This window comes from Variovorax durovernensis (assembly GCF_977011995.1).
On the sequence record NZ_CDRNCW010000001.1, the window covers coordinates 2,486,860 to 2,498,579 of the forward strand.

Annotated in this window: 12 protein-coding genes; 4 read left to right on the forward strand and 8 right to left on the reverse strand. The window is 66.1% G+C overall.

Annotated elements, in window-relative coordinates; genetic code table 11:
- Positions 1 to 11: 11 nt before the first annotated feature.
- Both ACWV14_RS11955 and ACWV14_RS11960 read right to left on the reverse strand, forming a co-directional pair.
- Positions 12 to 1,649 (reverse strand): UvrD-helicase domain-containing protein, encoded by a 1,638-nt coding sequence (locus tag ACWV14_RS11955; protein WP_454909604.1) that lies wholly within the window; start codon positions 1,647 to 1,649, stop codon positions 12 to 14.
- Positions 1,650 to 1,882: 233 nt separating this feature from the next.
- Complete coding sequence (locus tag ACWV14_RS11960) at positions 1,883 to 2,488, reverse strand: hypothetical protein (RefSeq protein WP_454909605.1); 606 nt, start codon at positions 2,486 to 2,488, stop codon at positions 1,883 to 1,885.
- Positions 2,489 to 2,897: 409 nt separating this feature from the next.
- Between ACWV14_RS11960 and ACWV14_RS11965 the strand changes: the two genes are divergently transcribed.
- From ACWV14_RS11965 to ACWV14_RS11980, 4 genes are all read left to right on the forward strand, one after another.
- Complete coding sequence (locus ACWV14_RS11965) at positions 2,898 to 4,208, forward strand: hypothetical protein (RefSeq protein ID WP_454909606.1); 1,311 nt, start codon at positions 2,898 to 2,900, stop codon at positions 4,206 to 4,208.
- 348 nt (positions 4,209 to 4,556) lie between these two features.
- Positions 4,557 to 5,699 carry a JmjC domain-containing protein gene (locus ACWV14_RS11970; RefSeq protein WP_454909607.1) on the forward strand — a complete coding sequence of 381 codons (1,143 nt, stop codon included), beginning with the start codon at positions 4,557 to 4,559 and terminating at the stop codon, positions 5,697 to 5,699.
- A complete protein-coding gene (locus ACWV14_RS11975) occupies positions 5,696 to 6,196 on the forward strand; it encodes a hypothetical protein (protein ID WP_454909608.1) in 501 nt (166 codons plus the stop codon). The genes ACWV14_RS11970 and ACWV14_RS11975 overlap by 4 nt, the downstream gene beginning before the upstream one ends.
- A 94-nt stretch (positions 6,197 to 6,290) precedes the next feature.
- Entirely contained in the window at positions 6,291 to 6,590 is a 300-nt protein-coding gene (locus ACWV14_RS11980; RefSeq protein ID WP_454909609.1) for a hypothetical protein, read from the forward strand.
- 86 nt (positions 6,591 to 6,676) lie between these two features.
- Here the strand turns inward: ACWV14_RS11980 and ACWV14_RS11985 are convergent, their stop codons facing one another.
- From ACWV14_RS11985 to ACWV14_RS12010, 6 genes are all read right to left on the reverse strand, one after another.
- Entirely contained in the window at positions 6,677 to 7,453 is a 777-nt protein-coding gene (locus ACWV14_RS11985) for an MBL fold metallo-hydrolase (RefSeq protein WP_454909610.1), read from the reverse strand.
- A 5-nt stretch (positions 7,454 to 7,458) separates the two neighbouring features.
- Positions 7,459 to 8,550, reverse strand: coding sequence for an outer membrane protein assembly factor BamC (bamC, locus tag ACWV14_RS11990; protein WP_454909611.1), 1,092 nt, complete (start codon positions 8,548 to 8,550; stop codon positions 7,459 to 7,461).
- A 144-nt stretch (positions 8,551 to 8,694) separates the two neighbouring features.
- Positions 8,695 to 9,585 (reverse strand): 4-hydroxy-tetrahydrodipicolinate synthase, encoded by an 891-nt coding sequence (dapA, locus tag ACWV14_RS11995; protein WP_454909612.1) that lies wholly within the window; start codon positions 9,583 to 9,585, stop codon positions 8,695 to 8,697.
- 78 nt (positions 9,586 to 9,663) lie between these two features.
- Complete coding sequence (locus ACWV14_RS12000; protein WP_454909613.1) at positions 9,664 to 10,233, reverse strand: class I SAM-dependent methyltransferase; 570 nt, start codon at positions 10,231 to 10,233, stop codon at positions 9,664 to 9,666.
- A 28-nt stretch (positions 10,234 to 10,261) separates the two neighbouring features.
- Complete coding sequence (locus ACWV14_RS12005) at positions 10,262 to 10,402, reverse strand: hypothetical protein (RefSeq protein ID WP_301509025.1); 141 nt, start codon at positions 10,400 to 10,402, stop codon at positions 10,262 to 10,264.
- A gap of 18 nt (positions 10,403 to 10,420) precedes the next feature.
- Positions 10,421 to 11,644, reverse strand: a complete 1,224-nt coding sequence (locus ACWV14_RS12010; protein WP_454909614.1) for an MFS transporter — start codon at positions 11,642 to 11,644, stop codon at positions 10,421 to 10,423.
- Positions 11,645 to 11,720: the final 76 nt, after the last annotated feature.

The following is an 11,720-nucleotide window of genomic DNA, read 5'->3' on the forward strand; positions in this document are numbered from 1 at the left end:
CTCCTTGGGATTCATGCCAGACCGAACAGGTCGCCCTGCGCCATTTGCGGAGGCTGCGTTTTCGCGGCGGCTTGAGGTCGCAGCGAGGCAGAGGTTTCGTTGCAGGCGTGGCTGGCTGACTGCGCGCTTGTTTCGTCGGCGTCATCGGGAAGGTCCGTCTCCCAGGTAGGTGCCGCTGGTGCAATTAAGGGCACGTCATCTGCCAGCGCGTGCTGCGCCGCCAGGTCACCCAGGCTCATGGCCCGAAGGAAGTCCAGCGTCGTCAGGTTCAGCATCAGCCGATGCGAAGCTCGGGTGATGGCCACGTACAACAGGTTGACCTCCTGGCGGTCGAGTTTCTCGGGTGGCAACAGCCTGCCAGACTCATCGATCAACGCTGGAAAGTCCTCGGCCAGCCGTACCACGGGCAACGTCATCCCCTTGCACCGGTGCGCGGTGGATAGCACCAGATCTGCTTCACTCAGCGACGGGTGGCTGGCGGCCCGGATCGCATCGACCAGTGGCACGATCTGCTCACCGTACGTCTCCACAATCTTGATCAGACGACGCACCTCTTGATCGCGCGACTTGTCCGCGTAGTCGGCCAGGTTGGCGAAGGACGGGAAGTTGCGCAAAAACGGATCGCGCACCAACCCCAACTGCCCGTCGGCCAGGTGCCATGTGTCGATGATCTTCTCGAAGCCGTACGCGTTGACGCCGCCGGCGAAGCCGAGGATCTTTTTCTCGCGCACGCCGCGCACCGCCTCCTCGAAGATCTGGGCGTTGGTTCGCGCGAGCACTGCGTGTCGGGGCGCCGTGGGCGGCAGGCGCCGGACCACGGTGTCCGGGCCGACTCCAGCCAGCGGAAGCGTCTCGTCGAAAAAGCCCCACAGCAGCGCATTCGCGATGCGGGCCACCTTCGCTCCGAATCGAAAGCTCTGAGTCAAGGTCAGGGTTCGGCTGGCCTTCGCCGCATCCATCGCGTTCACGGCCCCACGGAACTGGTAGATCGACTGGTAGCCATCGCCGACCAACACCACGGGGCAGATTTGCCGTCCCACGATGTCCCAGGTCACAGGATTCGTGTCCTGGCCTTCGTCCAGCATCAGATAGTCGCAAGGCAGAGCAGGGTGCTGCAGCTGGAACAACTTCAGATAGCCGTCATGCGTCATCGGCGCTTCGTCGTGCGGATCGCACATGCGCTGCCAAAGCTTGCCGGCCACTTCCGCGGCATAGCGCAGCAGGTGCTCCGGGCCGGTCGGCGCGGGTCCCACGGCGATCGCGCGTTCGGGAAACGTCTTGAGGTCGCTCACACACCAGGCCGTGATGGTGTCCACGACCAGGCCGGCGAAGCTCCAGTCCCACGCAAGCCCCATGAGCTTGATCGCATTCACCGGCCGCAACGTTCCGAGCTTGTGCGAGTAGACCTTGCCGGTGGAGCCGAAAGCGAGGGCATTGACCGTCTTGCATTGCACGGTGCGCGGGAAGCGCTGCCGGGCGTCGAGTTCGGCCGACTTGTTGAAGGCCAGGTACAGCCCGCGAAGATGTCGGTTGCGGTGCGCCAAGGCCACGAGGGCGGTTGTCTTGCCCGTGCCGGCATAGGCGATGACTTTCGTCACGCCCGAGAGAGGGGCGTCGGCGACGGCGCTTTGTTCGGCGGTCGTTTGCATCGGGGAGGGCGGCTCGTCGCGTTCAGCCCGCGAGCGGGAGCGAGAGTCCCGAGGTCTGGAACCTTTGCCGCACCATGGGGCGGAGCGATCGCATGCTGGCGACACCGTCACCGCGATGGGCGCGGCGGCGAGCCGGAAGGGCCGAGAGTAAAAGCGCTTGGCTGACGGTCATGCAGTTGACGGTATCGACCCGCTGAGCCGACGCAACTCTGATTGCGGGTCGCGGCGCTGCCTCAATCGTCTGCGGCTCTGTGCCAGGGCGTTGCCATGGGGGCGTGGCGAAACTGTTCGCGGTAGCCGGCTTGTTGCTCCGCGATGTGCTTGAGCTCCTCGAGGTTCGGACCGGCGAACAATCCCTTGCCCTCGGGGCTCCACAAGATGAAGGCACCGGTCATCGGGCCCTGTGTCTCGAGCCCAATCTCGAAGCCCGTGGCCCCGAGCGCCAGACACATGCCTGGCAGGGGATGCCAGAGATGACGCGCGTCTCGTGCACGCGGCGACTCCGGTTCATCCAACGGCTCTCCCGCGTCCGAGCGGATCGGGTGGCCGGCGTCACCAGTTCGGGCTGCATGAAGATCGGTCGGAACCCACATTGGTTCGACGCGCCGCTCGTTCGTCTCGGCATGGACCAGACTTCCGAACGAGCGCATGGCGACGGGCGTCGCCGCACGCATCCGCAACGACGGTTGCGGATCGGAAGAACTCGACGCTGCAGCAGCCTGGCGATGAGCGAGCGCAGGCAAGCCGCGCAGGCACAGAAAGACGCAAAACGTGAACAGGATGGGGACCATCGTGAAGGCCGTGCCGGCAAGGACCTGAAACAGATAGATGTTGTTCATCGGCAAGTCTCCGGGAGGCTCTACATGCTGTGATCGAACTCGAATCTGCGATGTGGTCCGGGCTCCTGGGCCGAGGGAGCTGTTCGCTGGAGTCGTTCTTGCACTCGCTGTGCCTGCCAGAGGTGGCGTGTGCGGTCGACGACGGCTTGGGCGGACGACGGGAGTTGGCGCGCGGGATCGGGCGGCAGTCGCGCCCAATCGGGGGGCGTCTTCTTGCGTGTAGCTGTCATTGAAATCGGGAAGAGGAAGCAGTGAGAATCCTCACATACCAGTGTGTCGCCACGAGGTCGAAAGACGCTCTGGGAGGGCTGTTATCCCTTCAGGGCATGGCAACATTGGTAAGAGACTGTCCAGGGCCCGTTTCAGCAACGCGATTCGCCGAACAGCGCATGACCGACCATCAGATCCGATGAACCTCGCGAGCATTCCCAAGCACCCAGTTGGAAAGGCCCTGTCCCAGGCTGTGACCCCGCTCGACCATCTGGACGTCTCAGCCTTGGGCCGCTGGTGGGATGGCGCGGCCTCAGCGTCGGATCACGACCGAGTGCTTGCGTTGCTTGATCGCCTGCATACGGGCAGTGCGTGGCTGGCCTGTGGGTGCACGGGTGACCGCGGCAATCCGCCCCTGTTGGCGGTGGCACGGCGAACGGGCGGCCACGGTGGTGGGCTGTCGCTTCGGCGATTGATGGACCGCGACGCGCACCGGCCCGACTGCCGCTTTGTCTTCGAGCAACGCGAGCCGGCCGATGATGACGCGCAGGGAGCCGACGTGGAGGACGCGGACGGCGTGGGCGAGGCGGTGCGGCCGGATTTCCTCTTCCAGCAGGCAACCCGTGTTCGTGCGCCCCGTGAGGGCGGGACGCCGGAGCATGACGCCTCGGAGCGTAGCGTCAGAGCGCACCCGCTGGCGCGGCGCATGTTCTGGCTGCTGCACGAGGCGGGGGTGAATCGGTGGCCCAAACCGTACGCGTCAACAGACCGTGGCGCTTTGCTGAAGCTCGCCCAGACGGTCGAGCTTGCGCAGGGGCTCTTCCTGCGTGACGTTCTGTACTGCGATCCGCGAGCCTGGCGCGAGCGCTGGATGGAGACGGGGTTTCGCAAATGCGAAGCGCATGGGTTGAAGCCGCAGGTCTGGTGGTTGACCGAAATCGAGCACGCGAGCCAGAAGGAGAAGCGGGTGAGGCTGACAGGGGCTGAGGAAGACACCGAGATCGACGGACGGCTGGCCGTCTTCGGCGGCGACGGTGCAGCCGTTCGCTACCCGATGCTCATGTGCGCCCTGGTCGGCCAGTTACCCGACGGCGCCGTGCGCATCATGCAGGCCTACGCGCACCCGATTCAGGCGCTGGACTGGTGGCTACCGGTCGATTCAGATCTGGAGCGCGATGCTGTGCAGGATCTGGTTGGCGTGATGCGCTGGCTTCACAACGACAAGGGCGTGGACCTGGGGATGCTCAAGCCACTTTTTTCGTGGAACGGAACTGGAGCACGGCCGGATTTCGTGGTGTCGCATCGCGGCCGGCCGGAAGACTGCGTGGTGATCGAGACCATGGGCTCGGACGATGCGGAATATAGGGAGCGCAAGGTGCGCACAATGGAGCGATTGACGGGCCACGAACTCATAGAAGACGAGAGGGCTCGTGATCCTGCGAATGCGGGGAAATTGCTGAAAAGTTGCGTGGCGAAGTGGGCGCTAAATTCCCCAAAAGGGGTGTTCTAGGACCGAGCCGAGGTCTTGACTGCCTTGGATCGGCATCCGCTCAATCGGCAAGCGGCATTGCTGCGCGGCTATTAGCAGGGTCATGCGTGAGGGCCTTGAGGAAAACTTTCGAAGAGGGGTTCCCCGGCTGACCAAGCAAATGCCCACCTTGAATCGTTTGTGCGACCCTGCGAGGGCGCGCGTCCTAGAATCAGTCGGCTCACCACCCCCTACAAGCGACACCGCCAGTCCAGTTGTTGGGAGGTTTCAGGGCAATACGGCACCCTTTTCGGCGTAGGCTCTAGCGTAGGCTGCCTCCGAAAACCCGCGCCAATCCTAGAAATTTTGATTCCATTGCAGAATTCTCCCATGGAGATTAATCAACCGCTGCCGTTGCTCGGCGGCCTGAGTGCCGCGCAGTTCATGCGGCGGTATTGGCAGAAAAAGCCCTTGCTGGTTCGCCAGGCCATTCCCGCCATGGTGCCACCGATCGAGCGCAATGCGCTGTTCGCGCTGGCCGAAAAGGAAGAAGTCGAGTCCCGCCTGATCCGGCAAGGCAAGGCCGGCTGGTCGCTCAAGCACGGCCCGCTGCCGCGCCGTGCCTTGCCGCCGCTCAAGCAGCCGGCCTGGACGCTGCTGGTGCAGGGCGTCGACCTGCACCACGAGGGCGTGCACGAACTGTTGCGGCAGTTTCGCTTTTTGCCGGATGCCCGCCTCGACGACCTGATGATCAGCTACGCGAGCGACACCGGCGGCGTCGGCGCGCATTTCGACAGCTACGACGTGTTCCTGCTGCAGGCGCAGGGCCGGCGCCGCTGGTCCATCGGCAAGCAGAGCGACCTGCGGCTGCAGCCCGGCGTGCCGCTCAAGATCCTCGAGAACTTCGAACCCGAGCAGACCTTCGTGCTCGAGCCCGGCGACATGCTGTACCTGCCGCCACGCTATGCGCATGACGGCGTGGCCGTGGGCGACGACTGCATGACCTGCTCGATCGGCCTGCGTTCGTCCGCATTGGGCGAGCTTGGCGCCGACCTGCTTGCGCGAATGGCGCAGGCCTATTCGGAAGACCTGGAAGACGCCGGACCCGCTGAACTGGCGCGCTACCGCGACCCGACGCAGCCGGCCGTCGACAATCCCGCGCAGATGCCCGCCGCATTGCAGGGCTTCGCGCGCAAGGCCGTGGAAGCTGCGCTGCGCGATGCCGACGCCGTCGATCGCGCGCTCGGCGAGTCGCTCACCGAGCCCAAGGCCAACGTGTGGTTCGGCGAGGGCAGCCAGGCGCCCGGCAACATGCAGCGCGTGGCGCTGGACCGCCGCACGCGCATGCTCTACGACACACGGCACATCTACATCAACGGCGAGAGCTTTCGTGCCGGCGGGGCCGACGCCACGTTGATGCGCCGCCTTGCCGACCAGCGCGCGCTGGGCCCTCGCGAGCTGAGCCGCGCCAGCGAAGGCGCGCTCGCGCTGCTCGCCGATTGGTCCGAAGCAGGCTGGCTCCATGCCGAATGAATGACGAGGCCGCACAACCACTGAGCGAAGGGCGCTTCGACGGCCGCGAGGCCTTCGAAGCGATCCTGCGCACGGCACTGGCCGCCGCTGCGCGCGAGGGCTGGAGAGAGATCGTCTTCAGCGATCCCGACTTCGCCGACTGGCCGCTAGGCGAGCGCGCGAGCATCGAGGCACTGCAGGCATGGTCGGCCAGCGGGCGCCGCTTCGTGCTGCTCGCGCAGCGCTTCGACATTCTCGAGCGCGGCCACGCGCGCTTCGTGCCGTGGCGCCGCATGTGGGACCACATCATCGAATGCCGCGCGACCGGCAAGGCTGCGGGCTGCGAAGTGCCCAGCGCCATCTGGACGCCCACATGGTTCGTGCATCGCATCGACCCTGAGCGCAGCCGCGGCGTGAGCGGCACCGATGCACGCGCGCGCCGTGCGCTGCGCGAGTCGATCGACGAGTGCTGGCGCATCGCGCGGCCCGCGTTTCCTGCCTCCACGCTGGGCTTGTAAGCCAATGCCGCGAATGCGGCTGCCAGACATATTCGAGGCGATATGCAGGTCTAGAATTTTTTCGTTCCAGACCTTCATTGCCAAAGGAGATTCCATGAAGAAGTCATCGTCCGTCCTGATCGCCTCGCTCATCGCCGCTGCCGCGCTCGTCGCCTGTGGAAAGAAGGAGGATGCAGCGCCGGCTGTCGTGACGCCGCCTCCTGCGCCCGTGACCGAACCCGCGCCCGCTCCTGCGCCCGCACCGTCTTCCGACGCGACTCCCGCGCCTGCCACCACGCCTGATTCGAGCACCTCGTCCGCTACGCCGGCGCCTGGTGCTTCGTCTGCGCTCGATGCCGCGAATGCAGCCACCGAGGCTGCGAAGAAGAACAACGAAGCGCCGAAGCAGCAATAAGCAAGGGACTTGCGCCAGCGCGATAAAAAAACCGCCATGAGGCGGTTTTTTTTATTAAGGGAGCGTGAGCAAGGCTGCGCGCAGGCTCACACGTCGAGCCAGGGCGAGCCCTCTGCAGCGTCGGCGGTGAGCATCTCTGCCTCATCGCCGCCCAGTGCCTCGGCCATCAAGCGGCGCACGATCTCGGGCCGGTTGTTCTGCTCGCTCAGGTGCGCAGCGACCACATGGCGCAGGCCGCCGTGCAGCACCGCGCGTGCGATGTCCGCCGCAGCCGTGTTCGACAGGTGCCCGTAGTTGCCGCCCACACGGTGCTTGAGAAAGGCCGGGTAGGCCGAGCCCGCCAGCAGGTCGCTGTCGTGGTTGAACTCCAGCAGCAGTGCATGCACGCCGCTAAGCCGCGCGAGCACATGTGCTGTTGCATGGCCGAGATCGGTCAGCACGCCGAGGGTGCGATTGCCGTCGGTGCAGCGCAGTTGCAGCGGCTCGCGCGCGTCGTGGGGAACGGTGAAGGGCTGCACGCCGATGTTGCCCACCGCGAACTCGGTGTCGTCGCGCGCGATGTTCAGCAGGCCTTCGAAATCGCGCCCGCCGGTGGCTAACCATGTGCCTTCGCTCATCCACACGGGAATGCGGTTGCGCCGCGAGAGCGTATGTGCGCAGCCGATGTGGTCTCCGTGCTCGTGCGTGACGAAGACTGCATGGATGTCGCTGGCGGCAAGGCCTGCGCGGGCCAGCCGCAGGTCGAGCTGCTTGAGGCCGAAGCCGCAGTCGACCAACATGCGGGAGGTGCGGCCGCCGCTGGTCGCTTCGACCAGCGCGGCGTTGCCCGTGCTGCCGCTGCCGAGACTTCGGAAGCGGAGCATGCGGGCTACTTCAGGTCGTCGGCGATGACCTTGACGATGCGGTCGGCGTTGGCCGACGTTTCAGGCGCGCCGGCTTCGTTCATCACAACGACCGTGCTGCTCTCGCCCTGGCTCTTGACCGAGATGCGGAACTTCAGAGGTGCCTCGGTCTTGCTCGAGCCGCTGAACAGCTTGCCGAAGAAGCCAGGCTCCTTCTTGTCGGGGTTCGGCGGCACGTAGCGCACGAAGTACACGCCGGCGCTGCGGTCGCGGTCTTCCACGGTGAAGCCGGTGCGGTCGAGCGCCAGGCCGACGCGACGCCATGCGCGGTCGAAGCCTTCGCTGATCTGCACGGCTGGCTGGTTGCCGATCTTGGTGATGGTGGCGGTGCGTGCCGGTGCCGTGGTGGCGGCCAGGATCTTCGACTGCTCTTGCGAGACGCCGAGCTTGACCATCAGGCGGCGCAGGAATTCGGTCTCGAGCTCAGGGTCGCTGGGGCGGGGCTGCCACACCGTCTGGTCCTGGCGGGAGTTGTTGTAGACCTCCTGCATGCCGCGATGGCTGATGAAGATCTCGGTGCCGTTGGGCGTGCGTTCCAGGCGGGTGCGGAAGCGGTCGAGCTCGCCGGTCGAGTAGACCGATTCGACCAGCTTGCCCAGCGTGCCGCGGATGATGTCCTGCGGCAGCTTGGCGCGGTTCTCGGCCCAGTCGGTTTCCATGATGCCCAGGTTGCGCTGGTCGGTGGTCAGCAGGAAGCCGCTTTCCTGCCAGAAGTCGCGAACCGGCTCCCAGAGCTGGTCGGGCGTGCGGTTGACGACGATCCAGCGCTGCGTGCCAGAGCGCTCCATCTTGACGTCGCCGATGTTGCTCACGGCGGTGGGCACGCCCGGGGCGTTGGCAATGCCGGCCTGGTAGGCGTTGGCGGTCACGGCGCCGCCGGGGATGGCGTAGCGGTTGTCGCGCGAGAGTTGGGAGAGATCGGGAGGGACTTCGAGCGTCGGGGCTTTGCCGGCGCTCTTGTAGTCGATCTTGTCGCTCTCGAGGACGGAGCAGGCGGCGAGGCTGGCAACCAGGGTGGCCAGCAATGCATATCGCGAAATTTGCGAAAGGTTCTTCAACGTCGTCTTCCTTGTTGGAATGGTTCGGTCTATCTGTGGGCCGCAATGCCCGCCATCTCAGAGCATGGTTCGGGCAAAAGGTTGCTTAACCTTGTTGCGGCCAGGGAAAAAGCAGATCGCAGGTCGGAAATGGGTTTGGGGGGCTCAGTTCTTGAGCAGGCCGGTGGCACGCAACGCGCCTTCGACCGCCGGACGGCTGGCTTCGCCCAGTTCGGTGAGCGGCAGCCGAAGCGCGCCGCCGCACAGGCCGAGCCTGGCCATGGCCCACTTGAGCGGGATCGGATTCGGCTCGACGAACAGGTTGCGGTGCAGCGGCATCAGTTCGAACTGGATCTGCATGGCGCGCTTGACGTCGCCTGCCAGCGCCGCGACGCACAGCTCGTGCATCTTGCGCGGCGCGATGTTGGCCGTGACGCTGATGTTGCCCTGGCCGCCGCACAGCATGAGTGCGACCGCGGTCGGGTCGTCGCCGGAATAGACGGCGAAGTTCTTGGGCACGTCGCGGATGAGCCACTGGGCCCGCTCGATGTTGCCGGTGGCTTCCTTGATGCCGATGATGCCGGGCACCTGTGCCAGGCGCAGCACTGTGTCGTGCGCCATATCGGCGACGGTGCGGCCGGGCACGTTGTAAAGCACGATGGGCAGGTCGCCCACGGACTCGGCGATGGCCTTGAAGTGCTGGTACTGGCCCTCTTGCGTGGGCTTGTTGTAGTACGGCACGACCTGGAGCTGGGAGTCGGCGCCCACGCCCTTGGCGAACTTGGCGAGCTCGATGGCTTCCTTGGTGGAATTGGCGCCGCAGCCAGCCATCACGGGGACGCGGCCCTTGGCCTGTTCGACCGAGACGCGGATGATTTCGCAGTGCTCTTCGACATCGACCGTCGGCGATTCGCCGGTGGTGCCGACCACGCCGAGGCAGTCGGTGCCTTCTTCGATGTGCCAGTCAATGAGCCGCCGCAGGGCGGGGTAATCGACACTGCCGTCGTCGTGCATCGGCGTGACGAGCGCGACGATGCTGCCTGTCAGTTGCTCCAAGGGGAATCTCTTTGTCGGTGGACGAAAGCGCCGATTCTACTTACTCCGGGGCCGGCGGAAACACGCCCCCCGACCCCCTCAGTTTCCCTTAAGGAGGTGGCGGGGCGGCTGGCCGGGGGCGTTCCCGGCCTCGCGGACGGCGGCAATGCGCTGGACAAAGCGGGCCGGCTCGGGCTCGAAACCGTCTTCGTAGGCCACCACGCGCAGTCCGGTGCAGGCGGCGAGCAGCTCGCCGGGCTGCAGCAGGAAATCGGGCCGCGAGGGCTTGCCCACGGTCTCGTTGCCCGCGGCGAAGGTCTCGTAGAGCAGCAAGCCGCCCGGCGCCACTGCGGCCACGATGTCGGCCATGCGCGGCCGCCAGAGGTAGTGCGTGACGACCACCGCGCCGAAGACCTGGCCGGCAAACGGCCACGGGCCCGATTCGATGTCGGCCTCGACCACGCTGCCGAAGGCGCCTGCCGCCGCCACGGCTTCGGGCGAACGGTCGACGCCCGTCACGGCGTGGCCGCGCCCGGCGAACCAGCGCATGTGCCGCCCGGAGCCGCAGGCCACGTCGAGCACCGTGGCACCGGGCGCCAGCAGGTGCGACCAGCGGACGATCCACTCGGAAGGCGCGCCCGTGCCGTGCGCCGTTGCTGCAACTGTCATGGCGGATCGGAGGAGAAGAGAGGAAGCGTCAGAAGCAGGACCAGATCTGGTCCACCAGCGTCACGAGGAAGTCCGGATGCACGTACATCGCGAACACGCCGCCCAGCACTGCCAGCGCGGCGGCGAGCCAGCCGGCGTGGACGATGTGGTGGCGCATCCGTGGTGTCATGGCGCTCTTTATACGCAATCAGCCCGCCGCGCCCAACGGCCGGGGCGCCCGCGCGATGGCGTTTTCCTTCACCGGCAGGTTGATCAGCGCCGCGAACACGCCCAGCGCAATGGCGATGTACCAGACGACGTCGTAGCTGCCCGTGGTGTCGTACAGGTAGCCGCCCAGCCACACGCCCAGGAACGAGCCGACCTGGTGGCTCAGGAACACGAAGCCGCTGAGCATCGACAGATGCGCCACCCCGAAGATGCCCGCCACGATGGCGTTGGTCGCGGGCACGGTGGACAGCCACAGGAAGCCCATGGCCGCCGAGAACACATACACGCTCATCGGCGAAATGGGCGCCAGCAGGAACAGCGCGATCGACACCGCCCGCGCGAAATAGATCGCCGCCAGGATCTTGCGCTTGGCCAGCGTCTGCCCCAGCAGCCCGACCGTGTAGGTGCCGAACACGTTGAACAGCCCGATCAGCGCCAGCGCATAGCCCGCCACGTCGGCCGGCAGGCTCTTGTCGCGCAGGTAGGTCGGCATGTGGATGCCGATGAACGCCAGCTGGAAGCCGCAGACGAAGTACCCCGCCATCAGCAGCCCGAAACTGGGATAGCGGAAAGCCTCGCCCACGGCCTGCAGCACCGACTGGTCGCGGTGGCCGGCCAGGGCTTCGGTCTTGGGCTCGCGCAGGCCGAAGGCCAGCGGAATGATGACCAGAACCAGCACCGCCACCACGGCCAGCGCCGTCTGCCAGCCCAGGTGGCCGATCAGCCAGCCCTCGACAGGCGCCATCAGGAACTGCCCGAACGAGCCGGCCGCCGCCGCCACGCCCATGGCCCAGGAGCGCCGCTCCGCCGGAATCTGCCGCCCGATCACGCCGTAGATCACCGCATAGGTCGAGCCCGCCTGCGCGGCGCCGATCAGCACGCCAGCGCTCAGCGTGAACAGCAGCGGCGTCGGCGAATGCGCCATGCCGAACAGCCCCAGCGCATAGAACACCGAGCCAGCAATCAGCACCCTGAACGCGCCGAAGCGGTCGGCCAGCATGCCCGCGAACACGCCGAAGATGCCCCACGACAGGTTCTGCACCGCCAGCGCGAACGAAAAGGTGCCGCGGCTCCAGTCCTGCGCCTGCGTGATGGGCTGCAGCCAGAGGCCGAAGCCGTGGCGGATGCCCATGGAAAGCGTGACGATCATCGCCCCGCAGAAGAGGACTTGCTTGATCGAAAGAGTGCGGGCTGGCGTTTGCATGATGGCGTCGAATGTAGCGACCTGGCTGCTTTGGCAGGCGCCCCGATGGCCAAAGCCATTGATGATTTATCGGCGC